General features: G+C 32.6%; 18 protein-coding genes and 3 tRNA genes. 12 read left to right on the top strand and 9 right to left on the bottom strand.

Translation table 11 applies throughout. The features are described 5' to 3' along the window. The first annotated feature begins 340 nt into the window (after nt 1–340). The 7 genes from VDP25_RS15445 (at nt 341) to VDP25_RS15475 (ending at nt 5,069) form a co-directional block, all read left to right on the top strand. Nucleotides 341–413 (top strand) — tRNA-Lys (locus VDP25_RS15445). 55 nt (nt 414–468) lie between these two features. Then, nucleotides 469–552, top strand: a tRNA-Leu gene (locus tag VDP25_RS15450). Nucleotides 553–706: 154 nt separating this feature from the next. Then, nucleotides 707–1,606: a MerR family transcriptional regulator gene (locus VDP25_RS15455; protein WP_334471269.1), complete on the top strand. Its 900-nt coding sequence runs from the start codon at nt 707–709 to the stop codon at nt 1,604–1,606. A gap of 4 nt (nt 1,607–1,610) precedes the next feature. Then, entirely contained in the window at nt 1,611–3,065 is a 1,455-nt protein-coding gene (locus VDP25_RS15460) for a phytoene desaturase family protein (RefSeq protein ID WP_334471271.1), read from the top strand. Between the two features lie 16 nt (nt 3,066–3,081). Next, nucleotides 3,082–3,921 carry a phytoene/squalene synthase family protein gene (locus VDP25_RS15465; RefSeq protein WP_334471272.1) on the top strand — a complete coding sequence of 280 codons (840 nt, stop codon included), beginning with the start codon at nt 3,082–3,084 and terminating at the stop codon, nt 3,919–3,921. Nucleotides 3,922–3,938: 17 nt separating this feature from the next. Beyond that, nucleotides 3,939–4,388 carry a sterol desaturase family protein gene (locus VDP25_RS15470; RefSeq protein ID WP_334471274.1) on the top strand — a complete coding sequence of 150 codons (450 nt, stop codon included), beginning with the start codon at nt 3,939–3,941 and terminating at the stop codon, nt 4,386–4,388. 3 nt (nt 4,389–4,391) lie between these two features. After that, the gene (locus tag VDP25_RS15475) at nt 4,392–5,069 is read left to right on the top strand and encodes a lycopene cyclase domain-containing protein (RefSeq protein ID WP_334471275.1); all 678 of its coding nucleotides are present in this window, start codon (nt 4,392–4,394) and stop codon (nt 5,067–5,069) included. 17 nt (nt 5,070–5,086) lie between these two features. Here the strand turns inward: VDP25_RS15475 and VDP25_RS15480 are convergent, their stop codons facing one another. From VDP25_RS15480 to VDP25_RS15505, 6 genes are all read right to left on the bottom strand, one after another. Next, the gene (locus tag VDP25_RS15480) at nt 5,087–5,659 is read right to left on the bottom strand and encodes a TlpA family protein disulfide reductase (protein ID WP_334471277.1); all 573 of its coding nucleotides are present in this window, start codon (nt 5,657–5,659) and stop codon (nt 5,087–5,089) included. Nucleotides 5,660–5,738: 79 nt separating this feature from the next. Continuing rightward, nucleotides 5,739–6,617, bottom strand: coding sequence for an anti-sigma factor (locus VDP25_RS15485; RefSeq protein WP_334471279.1), 879 nt, complete (start codon nt 6,615–6,617; stop codon nt 5,739–5,741). Between the two features lie 72 nt (nt 6,618–6,689). Continuing rightward, nucleotides 6,690–7,361, bottom strand: coding sequence for a Crp/Fnr family transcriptional regulator (locus VDP25_RS15490; RefSeq protein ID WP_334471281.1), 672 nt, complete (start codon nt 7,359–7,361; stop codon nt 6,690–6,692). 109 nt (nt 7,362–7,470) lie between these two features. After that, on the bottom strand, nt 7,471–9,741 hold the full coding sequence (locus VDP25_RS15495; protein ID WP_334471282.1) for a T9SS type A sorting domain-containing protein: 2,271 nt from the start codon (nt 9,739–9,741) through the stop codon (nt 7,471–7,473). 119 nt (nt 9,742–9,860) lie between these two features. Beyond that, a complete protein-coding gene (locus tag VDP25_RS15500) occupies nt 9,861–12,128 on the bottom strand; it encodes an aconitate hydratase (RefSeq protein ID WP_334471284.1) in 2,268 nt (755 codons plus the stop codon). Between the two features lie 274 nt (nt 12,129–12,402). Further along, the gene (locus VDP25_RS15505; protein WP_334471285.1) at nt 12,403–13,539 is read right to left on the bottom strand and encodes an acyltransferase family protein; all 1,137 of its coding nucleotides are present in this window, start codon (nt 13,537–13,539) and stop codon (nt 12,403–12,405) included. A gap of 22 nt (nt 13,540–13,561) precedes the next feature. Here VDP25_RS15505 and VDP25_RS15510 point away from each other — a divergent pair, with 22 nt between their 5' ends. Beyond that, on the top strand, nt 13,562–14,707 hold the full coding sequence (locus VDP25_RS15510; protein ID WP_334471287.1) for a hypothetical protein: 1,146 nt from the start codon (nt 13,562–13,564) through the stop codon (nt 14,705–14,707). After that, nucleotides 14,707–15,309: an SCO family protein gene (locus VDP25_RS15515; protein ID WP_334471289.1), complete on the top strand. Its 603-nt coding sequence runs from the start codon at nt 14,707–14,709 to the stop codon at nt 15,307–15,309. Before VDP25_RS15510 ends, VDP25_RS15515 begins: the two co-directional genes overlap by 1 nt. Nucleotides 15,310–15,371: 62 nt before the next feature. Here VDP25_RS15515 and VDP25_RS15520 read toward each other — a convergent pair. Both VDP25_RS15520 and bshB1 read right to left on the bottom strand, forming a co-directional pair. Further along, nucleotides 15,372–15,447, bottom strand: a tRNA-His gene (locus VDP25_RS15520). Nucleotides 15,448–15,506: 59 nt separating this feature from the next. After that, nucleotides 15,507–16,229, bottom strand: a complete 723-nt coding sequence (gene bshB1 / locus VDP25_RS15525) for a bacillithiol biosynthesis deacetylase BshB1 (protein WP_334471291.1) — start codon at nt 16,227–16,229, stop codon at nt 15,507–15,509. Nucleotides 16,230–16,451: 222 nt separating this feature from the next. Here bshB1 and VDP25_RS15530 point away from each other — a divergent pair, with 222 nt between their 5' ends. The 3 genes from VDP25_RS15530 to VDP25_RS15540 are packed head-to-tail and all read left to right on the top strand — an operon-like array spanning nt 16,452 to nt 20,698. Then, complete coding sequence (locus VDP25_RS15530) at nt 16,452–18,290, top strand: SLC13 family permease (protein ID WP_334471293.1); 1,839 nt, start codon at nt 16,452–16,454, stop codon at nt 18,288–18,290. A gap of 57 nt (nt 18,291–18,347) precedes the next feature. Then, nucleotides 18,348–19,958 carry a phosphoenolpyruvate carboxykinase (ATP) gene (gene pckA / locus VDP25_RS15535; protein ID WP_334471295.1) on the top strand — a complete coding sequence of 537 codons (1,611 nt, stop codon included), beginning with the start codon at nt 18,348–18,350 and terminating at the stop codon, nt 19,956–19,958. A 56-nt stretch (nt 19,959–20,014) separates the two neighbouring features. Beyond that, nucleotides 20,015–20,698, top strand: coding sequence for a DUF2490 domain-containing protein (locus tag VDP25_RS15540; protein WP_334471296.1), 684 nt, complete (start codon nt 20,015–20,017; stop codon nt 20,696–20,698). A 3-nt stretch (nt 20,699–20,701) separates the two neighbouring features. Here the strand turns inward: VDP25_RS15540 and VDP25_RS15545 are convergent, their stop codons facing one another. Next, nucleotides 20,702–21,856, bottom strand: coding sequence for a trans-sulfuration enzyme family protein (locus VDP25_RS15545; RefSeq protein WP_334471298.1), 1,155 nt, complete (start codon nt 21,854–21,856; stop codon nt 20,702–20,704). Between the last annotated feature and the right edge of the window lie 92 nt (nt 21,857–21,948).

The following is a 21,948-nucleotide window of genomic DNA, read 5'->3' on the forward strand; positions in this document are numbered from 1 at the left end:
AGAGATGCATGACTTCTCCATTCTTGGTATGCCTAATTAAATCAAAATGATCTATTAAAAATTCAGGAAGAATAAGTTTCAGTAGTTCTAGATAATTGTCCAAAAGTCTTTTTTTTTTTACAAAAATCAGAATCTTTTTTTAATCATCACACACAACTTTTAGCAATGACCCTAAAACATGCAGTATCAAATTACTACAAAACGAATAATTACATATTAAATAAATATTATAGGACACTTATAACCGTCATCAAATAAAAAAAAATATTTTTTTTTGATTCTGTTCTTTGTATTTATATAAAGGTTTTATATTTGCACCCTCGTTAGAAAAAAACATAACGACTAGTTAGCTCAGTTGGCAGAGCATCTCCCTTTTAAGGAGAGGGTCCTGGGTTCGAGCCCCAGACTGGTCACTAAAAAAAGGTTAAGCGTAATGCTTAACTTTTTTTATATTTACTTCATTATTTTGCGCACGTGGCGGAATTGGTAGACGCGCCAGCTTGAGGGGTTGGTGGACATTAGTCCGTGGAAGTTCGAGTCTTCTCGTGCGCACAATTACTTAAAAATCACATTTATATTCTTCACTAATAAATAAGCCTTCACTAGGTTTCATTGCATTTTACAATTCTTTTTTTCATAATTTTTGTTAATTCTAAACTTCGTATTGGTATAAACCTTATTTTTGTTTAAACATTTTCAAAAAAAAATGAACAATATTAAAGATAGGTTTAGCATTAAAGATCTAGAAAACCTTACTGGAATTAAAGCACACACGATTAGAATTTGGGAAAAGCGTTATAATTTGCTTGAGCCCAAACGTACAGAAACAAATATTAGATATTACGACTTAGCTAATTTTCAAAAGCTTCTTAACGTAAGTTATCTTAATAATAATGGCTATAAAATATCTAAGATTGCAACCATTGATTCTCAGAAAATCCCGCAATTAGTTAGAGAAATTGCAACGGAATCAAATATGGAGAGCCATGCCATAAACGCTTTTAAGCTTTCCATGCTTAATTTTGACCAATCTCTCTTTTATAAGACTTATGATTCGCTTCTTAATGAAAAAGCTTTTCAAGATATTTTTTACAACATTCTTATACCCTTTTTAAAAGAAATTGGATTGCTATGGCAGACAGACACAATTACTCCTGCTCACGAACATTTTGTTTCTACACTTATCCGCCAGAAAATACTAGTCAATACCGAAAAAATTCAGGCCAAACAAATGCACACCTCCAATAAAACATTTGTGCTTTATTTGCCTGACAACGAAATACACGAACTCGGCTTAATGTTTATTAATTATGAGATTATTAGACACGGTTACAGGTCTATATTTTTAGGACCAAGTGTTCCAATACAAAGTCTTAGAGATATTAAAAACTACTATGATGAGATTATTTTTGTATCTTATTTTACTGTTAAGCCTGAAAAAGAAAATCTTTTAAGCTACATAGAAGAATTTGATGATGCCTTGTTAAAAAACTCTAATACGAGTTTCTGGGTTTTAGGAAAAATGCTAGATGGTATTGACAAAATGCAATTACCTGAACATATTAAACCATTCGATTCTATTAAAGCACTAATTAAAGAATTATAAATTAATGTCTAAAACAATATCCATAATAGGTTCTGGTTTTTCAGCTCTATCGGCAGCATGCTATCTAGCTAAAGCAGGACATACTGTTTCTATCTACGAAAAAAATGATACTGTAGGCGGAAGAGCAAGACAACTTATTAAAGATGGATTTACCTTTGACATAGGTCCAAGTTGGTATTGGATGCCTGATGTTTTTGAAAAATTCTTTAACGACTTTGGAAAAACCACCAGTGACTACTACCAACTAGACAAGCTCAGTCCTGCTTATAAAATCTTCTTTTTAGACGATGTAATTACCATAGGTGATCACATGGATAAAATTTGTGAAGAATTTGAACGTATTGAAGCAGGAAGCTCTAAACCATTAAGAAAATTCATAGCAAGAGCACAAGAGCACTACGATATTGCAATAAATAAAGTTGTACTAAAACCAGGTGTTTCACCTTTTGAGTTGGTATCTAAGGAAACCATTACAAGAGTAGACCAGTTTTTTAAAACCATAAGCTCGGAAGTTCGTAAAAACTTTAAAAACCCAAAACTTATTTCAACATTAGAATTTCCAGTATTGTTTTTAGGAGCAAAACCTAATCAGACACCTTCTTTTTATAGTTTTATGAATTTTGCAGATTTTGGTTTAGGAACATGGCACCCTAAAGGAGGTATGTATGAAATTATTAAAGCCATGCAAAGCTTAGCAGAAAGCATAGGTGTCTCTATTTATACAAACAGCAATGTTGAAAAGATAACGGTTAAAAACAATACCGCTGAAAGCATCACTGTTAATGAAAAAATTATTCCTTCTGATATTGTTTTAAGTGGCGCAGATTACCATCATACAGAAACCTTACTAGAAAAACAACACAGACAGTATAGCGAAGCTTATTGGAACAAACGAACATTTGCTCCTTCTTCCCTACTCTTTTATATTGGTTTTGATAAAAAACTACAAAATATAGAACATCATAATTTATTTTTTGACACAGATTTTGAAATTCACGCAAAAGACATCTATGACAATCCTAAATGGCCAGAAGATCCTTTGTTTTATGCCAATTTTCCTTCTGTTACAGATAAAACTATGGCGCCTCAGCATTGTGAAACAGGTTTTTTCCTCATTCCTATTGCGCCTGGTTTAGAAGACACACCCCAATTACGTGACCACTATTTTAATCTTATTATAAAGCGTTTCGAAAAAAGAACACATCAAAATGTTCAAAAACATATTCTTTTTAAGTCGTCTTTTTGTGTTAATGATTTTATAAGCGAATACAATTCTTATAAAGGAAATGCTTATGGTTTGGCTAACACTTTAACGCAAACGGCCTTTTTAAGACCAAAATTAAAAAGCAAAAAAGTTAAAGACTTATATTTTACAGGGCAATTAACTGTACCTGGACCAGGTGTACCTCCAGCCTTAATATCGGGAAAATTAGTATCTGAACTAATTCAAAAAAATTAATTTTAATAAACACAGTATGAAATCAATTTTCGACAATGTCTCTAGAGAATGTAGTAAAGCAGTTACTAATGCTTACAGTACATCATTCTCATTAGCTACAAAAATGTTATCACATAGCATAAGGCAAGATATTTACAATATTTATGGATTTGTAAGATTTGCTGATGAGATTGTTGATACATTTCATGACTACAACAAAGAACAGCTTTTTAACAATTTTGAAAGGGATTTAGAAGCTGCTTTGGAAGATAGAATTAGCTTAAACCCTATTTTAAATTCCTTTCAAGAAACCTATCACAACTATGGCATTGACAAACATTTGGTAGATTCTTTTATGAACAGCATGCGACTTGATCTTCATAAAACAGATTATTTGACCCATGATGAATACGAAGAGTACATTTATGGTTCGGCAGATGTTGTTGGATTAATGTGTCTAAAAGTTTTTGTTAAAGGTGATACTGAAAAATATGAAGACCTAAAAGCATCTGCAATGAGCTTAGGATCAGCTTTTCAGAAAGTCAATTTCTTACGTGATTTAAAAGCCGACTTTGAAGGTTTAAATAGAACTTATTTTCCAGATACAGATTTAAATCAATTAGACGAAACTTCAAAAAAAGCAATTATATCTGATATAGAATCTGATTTTGAAAAAGGATTACAAGGCATAAAACGATTACCTTTAGAAGCTAAATTTGGAGTATTTATGGCTTATCGTTATTATAGTAAATTATTAGATAAACTTAAAAAAACTCCTGCTTTACAGATTAAATCGACTAGAATTAGAGTACCTAATTACAGAAAAATAGAGCTACTTACAAGAAGCTATGTTAAATATCAACTGAATTTACTTTAAAATATAAATAGATAATTATGCAAACTATTTTTTGGATACTGATTTTCTTAAGTACATTCTTTATCATGGAATTCAACGCTTGGTTTACACACAAGTATATTATGCATGGTTTTTTATGGAATTTACACAAAGATCATCACAAAAAAGATCACGATAGTTGGTTTGAACGTAATGATGCCTTTTTTATTTTCTATGCCATTGTTAGTATGGTTTGTTTTTACTTATGGAGTTACGAAGCCATTTGGTATTGCCTACCTATAGGATTAGGTATCTTAGTATATGGTGCAGCCTATTTTATTGTTCACGATATATTTATTCACCAACGTTTTAAGTGGCTACGAAACATAGATAATAAATACGCAAGAGGATTGAGACGTGCCCACAAGATTCACCATAAACACTTAGGGAAGGACAAAGGAGAAAACTTCGGAATGTTAATTGTTCCTTTTAAATATTTTAAACAATAACTAATGAATTATCTGTATTTACTTTTAGATTTAGGGTCACTTTCTATACCTTTTATTTACAGTTTTCATCCAAAATTACAGTTTTATAAGCATTGGAAGTCTTTATTTATTGCCATCATAATAACCATGTGCTTCTATGTTCCATGGGATATTATATTTACACACTACGGCTTTTGGGGTTTTAATGACGCCTATTTTTTAAAGTATAGAATCTTTAATTTACCCATTGAAGAATGGTTGTTTTTTATATGTATACCTTATGCTTGTGTATTTACACATTATTCGCTCTTATATTATTTTCCAAACATGAGCGTTTCTAAAAAAACCACAAAAACTATAAGCTACATCTCATTAGCAATATTATCAATTACATTAATTTTTGCCTATGACAAATGGTACACTTTAGTTAATTTTATTTATGCTATTGGTTTAATTCTATTTGTTTTAAAATTTAATATTAAACTTCTGCAAGAATACTACGTAACCTTCTTAGTAATGTTAATTCCTTTTTTTATTGTAAACGGACTATTAACCGGGAGTTGTATTGAAAATGAAGTTGTATGGTATGACAATAGTCAAAATCTTGCTTTTAGAATTTTCACAATTCCTATTGAAGACATGGTGTATGCGTTTACACTTATACTTACCAATTTATACCTTATGAAACGCATTAAGCTATAAAAATATACAACTATAGCTTAATCTATTAACGTGTTAAGCATTTCTCTAACTTTGTCGCTATTCCAATCTATAGCACCAGATTCGTCTACAACAATTTCTCCTTCTTTATTAATAATAAAAGTTCTTGGTATCGTCTGAGTTGACAAGGTTGAAGGCACTTGATTTAATGGATTATACACTTCAAAATTAAACCCTTTTTTTGTTTTAAATTTTTCTACAGTTTTAAAATCATCACTAGTAACAAACATAAATTCTACTTTAGCGTTGTAGTCATTATATAACTCTTGAAGACTTGGCATTTCTGCAATACAAGGCGGACACCAGGTTGCCCAAAAGTTTATAAATACAACTTTTCCTTTAGTATCATTAAAACTAATAACCTTATTGGTATCGGATATTAACTGCCAATCTGTATAGCTTACAGACACCCTGTCTTCTTTATTAATAAGTGATGATTGATTCACGTAGCTCAACCCTTTATGAAGCGTTACCTGAATAGCACTTCTTGTTTGAGGTATAATAAGTAACAAGATAACCGCAATACCAATTATATTAGAAATTATAGATTTTTTCTTATTTGATTTTTTCATATCCGTATTAATATAAAATAAAGAAGCGCAACACCATAAATTTGGTATCACGCTTCAAATCTAACAAATTTAATCTAACTTAACTTTTTGTTACGGTTCCTGAAATAACAGAAACGGGTCCTACTTCCATTGAAATGGTTGTACGTACAGAAGCTTCTTCTGGTACTACATGCGCTAAGGGTTTTAACGTAAAAGGTGTTGGACTATTATCTGGTACCGGTTCAACAGAAATCACGATTGTTGCACCACGCAAATCGGTTGGAAACGTCATTCCTGCAGGAGCGTTTTGTAAATAATCTTCACCTGGAAAATCTGGTCCATTTCCTGCATCTCCTTTAAAAACTGAAGTAGCTGCATTATCATCTGCTAATGTTGGGTCTGTAAATGTTCCTGTACTAACTGGTGTACCATCTATGACTGCCCAACCTTCGTATTTCCAACCATCTGTTAGCGTTGGTAAATCTAATCCTGCAACAGCACTTCCACTAGAGTTGTCTAAAAACCAAACTCCACTTTCCTCATTAGTATCATCTAAATCTGTTGGTGTTGCTAAAATATAGTTACCTGTAGAAGTACTAAAATCTGCAACTATACCATTAGAATTTACACTTGCCAAAGTTCCGGAAAAATCACCTGCTAAAATTTTTGTAGCAGCTGGAGCGGGATCAGAATCTACTGCAGGTTCAATAGACAATACAAATGTAGTTGCCATAGCTAACTGTACTGAATTTACATTAAATGTTTGAGGAAAATCTACACTACTAAATGTTCCTGTAGATACTGGAGATCCATCTACAATAATCCATCCTTCATAAACAAAATCATCACCTAACGCTTCTAAACCATCAAGGTTGAGGGTTAAATTTGAATTTACTGAGCTTGTGTTATCATCATCACTACTACACGAACTGGCAAAAATCCCTAATGCCAATACCGCTAAAATCATTTTTTTCTTCATTGCTTTTTTAATTTTAAAATTATATTTCAAAATTAAACGACCACAACCTCTTTAAATGTTAGATAGCTAACACTATGCTGATTTTTTTAAGATTCTTATTTCTTTTCTGTTAAAATCTAAGTAATTTTCCTCTTTTAACTCATTAAGCAGGATATTAATTGTTGGTCTCGATGTACCTATAAGCGAAGCAATATCTTTTTGAGTATAGGGATGCTTAATAACATAATCTCCGGTTTTGTCACAGTCGTAACCAAAATCTACACAAAGTTCATCTAGAAATTCAATTAAGCGTGTTTTAGTATCTTTAAACAATAACAATTGTAACCTACGCTCTAATTTTTTAAACTTTAAACCAATGAATTTATAGACTTTAAAACTAAAATTTTGATTGTCTCTCATTAAATCGTGCATGGTATCAACACTTATAGGACATATAGAAGTTTCGTTATCTATGGACTGTGCAAATTCATCACGCTTATCATCTCCTAGAATAGCTTTTTCACCAAATAATTCACCTTTAGTAAGAATGGCTTTTACGATTTCATTTCCATCTTCACTGTAATAGCCAATTTTAACTTTTCCATGTTCAATTAAATAAACTTTATTGGCAGCATCTGCTTCAATATAGATATAGTCTTTCTTTTTGTACGAACAAAAATTATGTTCGTTAGTATAAATCTTGACTTTATGAGGGCAGAGCACCTTAAAAAGGTTAACATTATCAAAGAACCATAGTGACTGCATTTAGAAGGTGTATTTGTTAGATAGCATAATTGTCGAGATAAAAATAGCATCCTAACATAAAAAAGCCCTTGATTTCTCAAAGGCTTTACTTTTATAAAAACGTTAGAGATTACTCTTTAATAATCTTTTTTGAGCCCCATTGTCCTTTATCATCTTTAGCTTTCACGAAATAAACACCATTTTCTAAAGACGATAGATTGAGTTCTAGTGTTAAAACGTATTGTTCCTTTTGCGTTAATACTATTTTTCCTAAAATATCAAAAACAATAACTTCAACGTTTGATTGTTCTGAACTAAAACTCAAACTCACCACATCTTTTAAAGGATTTGGAAATAGTATATATTGAGAATTAAGACTATTTTCTGTTAAACTTAGAGGAGCTACAAATTCAGTATTAAAAGTATTTGTTATTACAGGCGCATTAAAATCGAAAACAATAGCTGCTGTATTAGGCACTATATCACCTATTTCATAGCCTGCTAATGGCTTTATCTTATAGTATACAAATCCATGACTATTAGGTTCGTCAGTAGTTTCATCGGCCAAATTAATATTATTGAATTGCCACGTTAAGGCATCAAAATCGCGTTCAACTGCGTACGAATGACTTGCGCTTAACATTTGAAATGTAGTTTTGTCTAACTTTGGATCTAAAACATTTTCTATGGTTACATTTATTGCACTAGCAGTCCCCACATTTTGAAACCTAATCGTGTAATATAAATAATCGTCTTCTGTAAAACTTACATGTTCAATCTCTGGTCCATGAGATTCGTTAATATCATTGGGATCATAAGAACCTATAATAATTTCTGATAAACTAGAGGAATTATTTTCAACGACCACATCACTGGAAGATGTTGTATACTCTGCAACATTGGTGATCATATCTCCTAAATTCGCAGAAGTGGATACTAATAAATCAATATAAATTACTTCACTTTCACCAGGCAATAAGTTTATAAAATCTAAGGTAAATCCATCTGCCGTTGGTGTAATTGAATTACCTGTACTCAACCCTATTGCTCCAGAATAGGTTACCAAAGGATCCTTAGTAAACGCTACAGTGCCAGAACTGACTGTGGATTCTCCATTATTTTTTATAACAAGCATATTTCTATATGTAAATCCTGGTCTAGGAGCTGACCAATATGATAGTAAATTCACTGAAATATCATCACAAGTATCTTGTACTATTAAATTCATCTCTGAAATTTGAACACACTCTGAGTTTATACTGCTCTCAACTCTTACATATATAACTTCATCACTAGCCATATAATTTTGAGGCGAAGCTATAGCGTTTGCACTACTTTCGGCATCAACCAAAGTAGTATAGTAACTAATATTATATTGATACGTGCTTAAACCAGATAACAACAAAGTATTTTTACTTGTTAAATCAAAAGCACCAATGCCATCAGTAGAGGAGCCGCTTGTATTATCACAAACAATATAATCTAATTCTGTATTTGGAGTTGGTTCTGAAATGGATAATAATTGAAATTGGGTAATGCTTAGATATGGATCGCAATTAAAATTAGTGTTATTTGGATCATATACCCTGGCATAAATAGTTTGATTAGGCGACAATGCCGTATAAGTAGAAGCATTCGTTATTGGATTATTTAGATTACTAGCATCATTATAGCTAACAAAATAATTAACCACTGCTAATTGTTGTCCGCCAATAATTTGAGCATCATTTGTAGTTAAATCAAATACGTTGTCCGTTGCATCAATAGAACAATCTCCCATATTAGGAACCCAAATAGCAAATAAAATCGGAAAATCGGGAATAACCTCTAAAGGAATAATATCTACACATGAACCATCATTTTCTTCAATACGTAGATATAATATAGTTACATAGTCATATACTTGATAATAAGTAATATTGTTATTATTACCTAGAATAGCGTCACTCTCAGTATAATAATATCTAGTTGTTATATTAGAAGCGTTAAATAAATAGTAATGGCTCTGCAAATCATCAATAAAAAAATCATTACACTGAACAAATTCATAGTTGTTATTGTATAGGTAGTCACTCTTTAAGATTTGAACCCAACCTATAAGATTACTATTATCAGAGAACGTTGCTACAACTTTATAATATCCAAGTCCATTGCTATTTCCAGTGATTGTTAATAAAGGATCCGTTGCACCAACAATTTCTTCGTTTGCAGAACTAATTGAAAATCCATAATACCATTGATAAGTAATATTTGTATCTGTTGTATTTATTACAGTTCCATCAAGCTCAAGAGAACCAGTTTCACATAAATATAAAGTAGATGGTAGTTCAATGGTTTGTGCCAAAATTTCATTGGTTTGCAATAACAAGATGAAACTTAAAAAGAGTAGTGTTTTTTTCATAAATTTATATTATAAGAACGAATATACTCTTTTTAATTTAGGGTTAATCCTTTATTAATTGGCATAAAAAAATCCGTTAGAATTTCTAACGGATTTTTATAGTTTATATCACTTAATTATTAAGAGTTTTGCTTTTTAATTAAATTTAAAGCAGAACCTTCATTATACCAATCAATTTGTGCATCATTATAAGTATGATTCAATGCGATTACATCTTTACTTCCATCTGCATGAACAACTTCTAAATGTAATTGCTTATCTGGTGCAAATTCATTTAAATCTATAAAGTTGAAGGTGTCATCTTCTTGAATTAAATCATAATCAGCTTCATTAGCAAAAGTTAAACCTAACATACCTTGTTTTTTAAGGTTTGTTTCGTGAATACGAGCAAAAGATTTTACGATAACTGCAGCAACACCTAACTGTCTTGGTTGCATAGCTGCGTGTTCTCTAGAAGAACCTTCACCATAATTATGATCACCAACTACTATTGATTTTACTCCAGCTGCTTTATACGCTCTTGCTGTATCTGGCACACCACCAAATTCACCTGTCAACTGATTTTTCACAAAATTAGTTTTCTTACCAAAAGCATTTACGGCACCTATTAAAGTGTTGTTGGCTATATTATCTAAATGACCTCTAAAACGTAACCAAGGTCCAGCCATAGAAATATGGTCGGTAGTACATTTTCCGAAAGCTTTAATTAATAACTTAGCTCCTGTAATAGAATTACCAAGAGGTGTAAAAGGCTCTAATAATTGTAAACGCTCAGATGTTGGACTCACAGAAACCTCTACTTGACTTCCGTCTGCAACTGGCGCTAAATACCCATTGTCTTTTACTTCAAAACCTTTAGGAGGTAATTCCCATCCTGTAGGCTCATCAAACATAACTTCTTCTCCATTTTCGTTAATTAACTTATCCGTCATAGGATTAAAGTCTAAACGTCCTGCAATAGCTATTGCAGCTGTAATTTCTGGTGAAGCTACAAAAGCATGTGTATTTGGATTTCCATCTGCACGTTTAGCAAAGTTTCTGTTAAATGAGTGAACAATACTGTTTTTTGGTGCATTTTTAGGGTCGCTATATCTTGCCCATTGTCCAATACATGGACCACAAGCATTCGTAAATATTTTAGCATCTAATTTTTCAAAAATTCCTAAAATACCATCACGTTCAGCTGTATAACGTACTTGCTCAGAACCAGGATTTATTCCTAATTCAGCTTTCATTTTAATGCCTTTATCTATGGCTTGTTGTGCAATAGATGATGCTCTTGATAAATCTTCATAAGACGAGTTCGTACAAGAACCTATTAATCCCCATTCTACAGCTATAGGCCATTCATTTTCATTTGCAATTTTAGACATATCTTTACCAACTGGTGTTGATAAATCTGGAGTAAAAGGTCCATTTAATAAAGGTCCTAATTCAGATAAATCAATATCAATTACTTGGTCAAAATATTGTTCTGGGTTAGCATATACCTCTTCATCAGCAGTTAGGTATGGTCTAATTTTATTAGCTTCATCTGCAACATCAGCTCTATCTGTAGCACGTAAATAACGCTCCATAGAATCATCGTAGCCAAATGTTGAAGTCGTTGCTCCAATCTCAGCTCCCATGTTACAAATTGTTCCTTTTCCTGTACAAGACATAGATGTTGCTCCAGGTCCAAAATATTCTACAATAGCACCTGTTCCACCTTTAGCTGAAACAATACCTGCTACTTTTAAAATGACATCTTTTGGCGCTGTCCAACCAGAAAGTTTCCCTGTTAATCTTACTCCTATCAGTTTTGGAAATTTAAGTTCCCAAGCCATTCCCGCCATAACATCTACAGCATCAGCACCACCAACTCCAATAGCAACCATTCCTAGTCCACCAGCATTTACAGTATGAGAATCAGTACCAATCATCATTCCTCCTGGAAATGCATAATTTTCTAATACAACCTGGTGAATAATCCCAGCTCCTGGTTTCCAAAAACCAATACCATACTTATTAGAAACAGATTCCAAGAAATTAAACACTTCACTACTCGTGCTATTTGCATTCTTTAAATCGGTAGCAGCACCATCTTTTGCTTGGATTAAGTGATCACAATGCACTGTAGTTGGTACAGCCACTTTAGGCTTACCTGCTTGCATAAATTGCAATAATGCCATTTGAGCAGTTGCATCTTGGCATGCCACACGGTCTGGAGCAAAATCTACATAATCCTTTCCTCTTGTAAAGGCTGTAGTAGGTTTTCCGTCCCATAAGTGTGAGTATAATATTTTTTCTGAAAGTGTTAATGGTTTACCAACAATGTCTCTAGCAGCATCAACGCGCTCTGTCATGTTAGCGTAAACCTTTTTAATCATATCAATGTCAAAAGCCATATAGTATATTTAAGGTTGATAATTAGTTTGTTTGTGTCACAAATTTACGAATTATAAAGGGTTTTAAAAAATATGTAACAAAATTGGGATTTTGTTGAATTAAATACTAACTTAGTGTGTTTTACTATCAATTCAGCATTTTTAAATATAATTTATTATGCATTTAATAATTCTATAGCAACTTAAATATCAAATTAATAATTACGCTTATTTAGAATAATTATGAATTTGTCACTTACCTATATAATCTTCAAAATATTATGTAAAGAAAAAACTAATTGAAGTATGTTTTGAGCTTTGAAGTGTCCCTTAAATTAGTCAGAGGTCTTTCAAATAAACGATAAACAAAATATGCGCAAATGAGCGTCAAGCTTAAATACGTTAAGATATAAATTAGAATATCAAATTTAGGTAAGTTATCAGTTGGCAAATTGTATTTCATTAATTGCAAAATAATAGAATAATGTAAAACATAAATAGCATAAGATGTTAAGCTAATAAACGTAATTGGCCTACTTATTAGTTTTGGGGCTTTCTTTAATTCACTTAGCATTGGCAATGCCAATAATATAGCTATTGAATTGAGTGGTAAATACCATAAGTTCCAAAATGTAGAGTGCGTTTCAATAAATATATACTGTAAAGGAACTGCAATATTTATAACACCTAAACTTAACACACTTAATCCCATGGCTATATATTTACTTTGTTTCCAAAATTTTGGTTTCACCATAGAGATATAAGCAGCAAAAACGCCATAATAAATAGCATCTATTCTATAAATCACTACTGCTTTTAAATGGGAATTCCAATGATACATTGTTTTTACATCATCATTAATTGCATAAAGCCATTTAGTTAGTATAAAAATTAAAATAATAAGGAACGTTACGCATAAAAACTGTTTCGATTTTGACAACTTTGTCTTTATAAACAGTGTAAAATACAACAACAAAGGTCCTATTATATAAGCAAACTCTTCAATAGACAAACTCCAAGACTCTACAAAAAAAGAAGGCATTTCTGTAGTCAAATTTTGAAGAAATAGAAAATATGTCCAAAGACGATCTGGTAAAGCCAAACCTAAATAAACGGAGATACCTATGTTTATAATTAATGCTAAATAATAATTAGGAAGTGTTCTAAACCATCGTCTCACCCAAAAATACGAGAGCGATTTAAAATTAAAATTATCAGAGGTATAAAGACGGTAAATAATTCGACCTATAAGGAAGCCACTAAGTACAAAAAATATTTCTACGCCAAGAACTCCTGCAATCCCCATTAAATCTGGAATCACTCCTTGTGCATTTGGCACTATCCAAGATACATGAGAAAAAACAACTAGTACTATTGCCATAGCCCTCATTAGATCTAAACCAAAAACACGTTTTTCACTATGTGCTTGCATAAAATAATAGTACTTTTATTGTGTGAACTCGAAAATACTAAAATATTCAGTTTTATTATTGCTTGTTGCCATAAGTGTTGGTGGAATTTATTATTTAAATCTTCCTAGCAGGCATAAAGCCATTATAAAAACGCGTATAAATCACACTTTTGGCTTGGTTGATAACACTTGGAATATCACAAAAAAAGACCAAACATTATCGCTTATTACACCAACACTTGTTGTCGACCAGATATACAAATCTATGGAAGGCCCTAAGGTAATGCGCTCCTTTCAAATAGATTCTAAAACGGATGATTTGGTTTGGATAACTTCATTTGAAACCAAGGCCATAAGTACAAACGAAGTCGATGCACTCTCCAACGATTATATATGCCATACAAATATTGATTTTTATGATGGCGAACATTATTCGCGCTGGAATTTAAACGAACGCATTGGACAACACTATCCAAGGTTAACTTCAATGAGCAACGGCATTGAAAAGTATAACTTTCCTGATGGTTATGGTTTTCCTGTATTTGGAAATGAAAATTTATTTTTATCCACACAAACTCTTAATCATAATATAAAAAGTGATCCGTTTTCTGTAAAACATCAAATCAATTTAGGCTATAAACCGCATAGTAAAACGATGAAACCGCTACAAAGCAAAACGGTTTTTATTATGTTACCTTATAATACAGATAATCCTTTTCAAGGTCCAACCGAAGCCAATCCTAATATGTGCTTACCGGTTGAAACAGGAAACCATAGTTATAGTAACGATGAAGGAGAAAGCCTTTCTGGTCATTGGGTTGTGTTTCCCGGCAGAAAGCGATATAGTTATGATATTACACATCAACTTCAGCTAAAAGACAGCACAACATTGCACCATATTGCTACACATTTACATCCTTATGCTGAGACATTAACTTTAAAAAATAAAACCAAAGACACAGTAATATTTACATCTATTGCTGAAAATTATACTGATAAAACAGGTTTAAAACGTGTGTCGTCTTTTTCGAGTGCAGAAGGTGTAATGTTGTATCCAGATCATGCTTATGAATTGATACTAGAAGTTAATAACACATCTGGAAGCGATCAGGATATGATGGCGAGTATGTTTCTATTTTTATACGACAAAGAAATGCACGAACAACTAAAAGCTTACAAAGTAAACTAATGAAGCAATTACTATTTGTCTTACTAACTATAGTACTTATGGGTTGCCAATCGAATGTTGAAGAACTGCCTATTTTAAGCTATAAAATTAACTCTGAAGGCGAAAAAGAAACTTATTCTATTAAATATTCTAATTTTAAAGACCAAGACGGATTACATGTTTCTGCTGAAACCATTCAGAACAAAATTATTGTTGCTAATTTCTTTTTTACACGGTGTCCAAGTATCTGTCCGCCTATGCGAACAGAACTTATTAAAGTTGCTGAAGAGTTTATAACTAATGATACTGTTCTACTTATATCTCATACTATAGACCCTAAAAATGACACAATTGAAGTCCTAAAAAACTATTCTGAAGCTACAGCAATACCAAATCATAAATGGCTGTTTGTAACCTCTAGTGAAGAAAACACTAAACATTTAGCCGCTCAATTTATGACAAACTTTAAACCTAACGAGGATGGTACAGACTTCTACCATAGTAGTTACATTGCTCTTTTGGATCACAACCAAAACATACGTGGGTTTTATAACAGTTTAATTCCTGAAGAAGTTACCCGTTTAAAGAAAGACATCAAAACGCTTTTGACTTCTATTAATTAAAAGTAGCATTTAAATTCACTCCACAAAAAAAGCCCTTCATTTCTGAAAGGCTTATTACTTTTGGGTGGAAGACCGGGTTCGAACCGGCGACTTTCGGTACCACAAACCGACGCTCTAACCAGCTGAGCTACAACCACCATTTTAAATTGGATTGCAAAGATAATTTATTTGTTATCTCTTGCAAACAGTTTTTGAAATTATTTTAAATCAAATAACGATTCTACGGCCACATAACGCTCAACTGTATAACTCTCAGCATGTTCCACTCCAATTAATCTCCCTAAATTTCTTGCCCTATACTCTACACTATCTGTAAAGTTCTTACTAGATATCGGAGTTTCAGGCTCTTTACTATTAGGATCAAAGAATTGCGTTTTATAAGCTAATACTGATGCTACCTTTTTATCTATAAAACCAGAAACATCAACAACAACATCTGGCTCTAAATCTTTCCACTGTATATAATGGTATACGGCTTTTGGTCGCCAAGCTTCTTGTACTTGACTTTCATCTTTATAAATGGTTTCAATTTTTTTCAATCCACTAAGAAAACAAGCATCACTAACTAATTGGCTTCCTTTTGGGTGATCAATATGCCTATCATCTATAGCATTACAAATAACTAGCTCAGGTTTGTAATAGCGAATCATTTTAATAAGTTCTAATTGATGTGCTTTATCGTTAACAAAGAAACCATCAGCAAATCGCATATTAATTCTAGATTGTACTCCTAATATTTTAGCAGCATTAAAAGCCTCTTCATCACGTGTTTCGGCTGTTCCTCTAGTCCCTAATTCGCCTCTTGTTAAATCTATAATACCTACTTTTTTTCCTTTTGAAACTTCTTTTGCTAAGGTTGCGCCACAGCCTAATTCAACATCATCTGGATGTGCACCAATAGCCAAAATATCTAATTTCATACGTCTTTTAATTTTTTCTAAGTATCAAAAATATTAAAAAGAAGGTAGATAATCGCTTTCTTTTTAATTCGCAAACGGTTTCGATTGCATAAATCTTTTATTTTCTCAAATTTTAGTGGTCTAAATTGAAAAATCCGCAATACTTCTAAAGTATGACTTTCGTCATGAATATTGCTTCCTATTGACTATATCTTTACGCTATTATTCAAAGATAACGTCCTTATGACCTTAATGTTAGCCATTCTAATTATTACCATTTCCTTATTCATTTGGGGTAAATTCACACCAGATATTATCGCACTTCTTTCTATGTTAAGCTTGTTTGTCTTTGGAATTTTAGATTTAACAGAAACATTAAGCGGATTTAGTAATCCAACCGTGATTATGATTGCTGCTCTATTTATTATAGGAGAAGGACTCTCTCAAACAGGTTGGACTGCTTTGGCTGGTGAAAAATTTATAAAAATGGCTGGCAAAAGCAAAATGAAGCTTTTATTAATAACAACTTTAGGTTCTGGATTACTATCTGGAGTCGTAAGTAATACTGGTACTGTAGCAACACTAATGCCTGTAACCATTGCATCTGCTTGGAGTATTGGTACCTTACCTTCTAAATTATTAATGCCCGTAGCTTTTGGCTCAAATACTGGTGGTCTGCTAACTTTAACAGGCACTCCTCCAAACATTATTGTAAATAATACAATGCTAGAAAGTGGTTTAGAAGGGTTTTCTTTCTTTGAATTTGGACTTATAGGATTACCGCTATTATTATTAACACTACTCTACTTTAAATATATAGGCTACAGACTTTTGCCTAGCAATAAAACCAATAATAAGCCTGTTAATGTTAGCACTACACTTCACCAATGGATTGAAGCATATAAAGTAGATGGCGACTATTATAGATTGAGAGTAAGATCTGTATCTCCATTCTTAAATACCAAATTAGGGGATTGGAATCTTGAAAAAGATTATGGTATTACCATATTACGTATTAAACGTAGACATCCAAACCGTCTAAAAGGTAATCATCCTTTTATTGAACTTCCGACAGATGACACTGAATTTTTATACCACGATATTATTACTGTTAAAGGTAATACTGAAGCGATTAATACCTTAATGATAAAATTTAGATTAGGTCTCTTACCATTAGAACCTATTGCTAATGAATTACGAAACAACCTCATCAATCAAGAAGTTGGTATGGCAGAGGTTTTGGTAACTCCGCAATCTGCACTTGTAGGACGAAATATAAGTTCAGGGCATTTCTTTGAACGTTACAACGTACAACTTATGGCTGCGTCAAGAAATGCAAAACCTTTAATAGACAGAGAAATTACAGTAAAGGCAGGTGATGCGTTTTTAATTAGAGGGCAATGGAGCGCTATTGATGAGTTAAAAAAACACTACGAGCATTTGGTTATTTGTGGTAGTCCTGAAGGCATGGCTAAAACGGTTACAGACCTTACTATTAAATCGTATATCGCATTAGCTGCCTTATTATTAATGATTGCATTATTAGTATTTGAAATCGTACCAGGAGCAGTTGCTGCATTAATATCTGCTGGCCTAATAATGATTACCGGTTGTGTCCCAATGGTAAAAGCTTACAAAGGTATAAGCTGGATAAGCGTTGTAATGATTGCAGCTATGATACCAATGGGAATTGCATTACAAAAAACAGGTACAGCAGAACTGATTGCTAACGGTTTGGTCGCTTCATTAGGAAGCTTACACCCTGTTGTTTTATTAGGAGGTGTGTTTTTACTCACTACAACTTTTAGTCAAGTTATTAATAACTCAGCCACAGCAGTATTAATGGCGCCTATTGTAATTATTGCAGCAAACACGCTTAACATCTCTGCAGCTCCTTTTATGATTGTAGTAGCGATTAGTGCTTCAACAGCATTTTTAACACCAGTAGGTACAACGACAAATGCTATGGTAATGACTGCAGGTGGCTATAAATTTATGGATTACTTAAAAGTAGGTGCGCCATTGCTTCTACTCTTCTTAATAACCTCTTTACTATTAGTGCCATTAATTTGGCCATTTTAAAAGGAACGTGGAATTAAAAAATTATAAATCATGGAAACTTTATTAAACAATTCAATTATGAAAACTAGAGACCTTACTAAATATGGACTTAAGGACACCAAAGCTCATTGGAATCTTTCTCCTGAAAAACTACAAGCCATTACTATTGAAAAAGGAATGGGAAAAGAAACTGCGAACGGCACTTTAGCTATAAATACAGGAAAATTCACAGGACGTTCACCTCAAGATCGTTTTATAGTTCGAGATGAATATACTGTAGATAAAGTTTGGTGGGGAAAAACGAACAAAGCAATTTCCCTAGATAATTTTGATAAACTACAATCTGAAATCACTAACTATTTAAGTGGCAAAGAAATTTATGTTAGAGATGCTTACGTATGTGCTGATCCTGAATATAAAACCAATGTAAGAACTGTAACAGAATATCCTTGGTCTAACATGTTTACATATAATATGTTTTTAAGATCTGATGAATCTGAATTAGAAAATTTTAAAGAAGAATGGTTGGTACTTTGTGCTCCAGGATATGAAGCACCAGATCCTAAAGCTGTTGGATTACGTCAAGGAAATTTTTCAATTCTTAATTTTACTAAGAAAATTGCTTTAATTGGTGGTTCTGCTTATACAGGTGAAATTAAAAAAGGTATTTTTTCTTCATTAAACTTTATTCTTCCGGTTGAAAAAAACGTTTTACCAATGCACTGTTCTGCTAATGTTGGCGAAGATGGAGACACAGCTATTTTCTTTGGTTTATCTGGTACAGGTAAAACAACCTTATCTGCCGATCCAAACCGAAAATTAATTGGTGATGATGAGCATGGTTGGACAGCAGAAAACAATATCTTTAATTTTGAAGGTGGTTGTTATGCAAAAGTGATTGACTTAACTGAAGAAAAAGAACCCGATATTTTTAGAGCCATTAGACCAGGTGCAATTCTTGAAAATGTCATCTTCAAAGACAATGGAGAAGTTGATTATATGGACAGTAGCATTACACAAAACACACGTGTAAGTTACCCGATTTATCATATAGATAATATCCAAAAACCGTCTTACGCTAGTAATCCCACAAATATTTTCTTCTTAACAGCAGATGCTTTTGGTGTATTGCCACCGGTTTCAAAATTAACACCAGGCCAAGCGGCTTACCATTTTATTTCTGGTTACACCGCCAAGGTAGCAGGTACAGAAGCTGGTATTACAGAGCCAGTACCATCTTTCTCTGCATGTTTTGGAGAACCATTTATGCCATTACACCCAACAGTTTATGCTGAAATGTTAAGTAAAAAAATGCAAGATGCAGGTGTCAACGTTTGGCTAATAAATACGGGTTGGAGCGCAGGACCTTATGGAGTTGGTTCTCGTATAAAACTAAAATATACAAGAGCTATGATTACGGCGATTCTTGAAGGGAAATTAGATAATGTAGATTTCGAACAACATCCAATATTTGGTTTATTTATGCCAAAATCATGTCCTAATGTACCTGACGACATATTAGACCCAATGAATACTTGGGAAAATAAAGGCCAGTATGTTAGTAAATCTATTCAACTTGCACATTCTTTCCATTTGAATTTTGAAAAATTTGCAAGTGAAGCATCTCAACAAATCATTGAAGGTGGTCCATTAATTGATGAACACCATCATTTAAACGACCATATTTAATAATTCCATGACTGAAAAGAGCCCAGAAATGGGCTCTTTTTCTTATACAGTCTATTATGAAAAACACCCTATACATAGTATTCGCTTTCATTATATTTCAAGCGCAATTGCATGCACAAAACACAGGAGAAAATAAATTAGGATCTTGGTATGAAGTGACATCATCTAACAAAATAAGTGATAAATTTAGTGTAAGCGGCTCTTTCACTAATTGGAACTATGAATTACCCGCTAATAAAGCACACTTACTTTTAGGAATCATAGGGCTGAATTATCATTTTAACCCAAAATTATCCATTGGTTTAAGCTATGCTTATGGTGATATTGATTCATCATTTGAAGTCAATGATATTCCCCATACCAGAGACAATAGAATAATTGAACAGTTAGTCTTTAATCATAAAGCAAACACTATTGGTTTTTCTCATAGGTTAAGATTAGAACAACGGTTCTTAGCATATCCTACAGAAAACCTATTAAAACATAGAATACGTTACCGATTTAAAATTAAAATACCACTAAATAACATGCTCTTTATTTCATCCTATGATGAAATTCATTTCAACTTAAACGCTTTTGATTTTCAACAAAATAGAGCTTTTGTGGGTCTGGGTATTTTAATAACCAACACTATAAATACCGAAATCGGTTATGCAAGACATGCATTTAAAACTAAAAACTTCAACAGACTGTCTCTACAACTAAATTTAAAATGTGATTTTAGACAAAAAACACTTTAAATATTAGTGCTTTGTACTATTTATAGCTTGTTCTATATCGCGTTTTAAATCCTTTACATCTTCTATACCTACAGAAAATCGAATTAACTGATTGCTAAGTCCAATAGCATCACGCTCATCTTGAGTTAATAATGCGTGAGATGTTAAATGCGGAGATAACACAGTACTCTCAACACCAGCCAAACTCATAGACGATTTAATAAGCTTGAGTTCTTTTTGAAATTGTTGCGAATCGATGCCACCTATCAATTCAAAAGACAACATAGCTCCAAAACCTTTCATTTGTGACTTAGCTAACTTGTAATCTGGATGCGACTTTAATCCTGGATAATAAACCTTTAAAACCTTTGGATGTTTTTCTAACCATTTGGCCAACTTCATAGCATTTTTGGTTTGTGCTTTTACACGCAGCCCTAAAGTTTTCATACTACGTTCTAACATCCAAACAGTCATATCACTTAGACTTCCACCAAGATTCTTACCAACATTCCATATGCGTTCCATATGTTCATTAGAGCTTGCTACAGCACCAGCCAAAATATCGCTATGACCTCCAAAATATTTGGTTGCAGAATGCATTACCATATCAATACCTAAGTCTATAGGATTTTGATTTACTGGTGATGCAAAGGTATTGTCAATAGAGGTTAAAATACCTTTAGATTTACCCAGTTTTGCAATCGCTTTAATATCTGTGATAGTCATTAAAGGGTTGGAAGGTGTTTCAATATGAATCAATTTTGTGTTCGGTTGAATGGCTGCTTTAAAATCTTCAACTTGATACCCATTGGTAAAGGTGTATTCTATACCATATTTAGGAAATTCTTCTTTTATAAAATTTAAGGTTCCACCATACAACGTATTCTGAACTACCAAATGATCTCCTTGTCGTAAAAAGGCTAAAAACATCGTACTAATTGCTGCCATACCAGAACCAAAAATCATAGCCGATTCTGTATGTTCTAAAGCCGCAATTTTTTTGGCTAAATATTCTTGATTAGGAGTATTAAAATACCGTGGATATCGTTTGACATCCACATCTAAAAACTCATAAGATGTACTTAAATATATAGGAGATACTGCTCCTTTAAATTGTTCGTCCTTAACTTCACCTGTATGTGTGCAAATGGTATTTAAGCCTAGTTTATTTTTAGTCATAATTATGTTTCTAAGAGATGTAAATTTAGTAAAAATGGATGCAACTCATTAGAGAACTCTCAACAAAAAAAATTGGTTGATAAATACTCATA

Source organism: Winogradskyella sp. ECml5-4 (assembly GCF_036903175.1).
Classification (GTDB): Bacteria; Bacteroidota; Bacteroidia; order Flavobacteriales; family Flavobacteriaceae; genus Winogradskyella; species Winogradskyella damuponensis.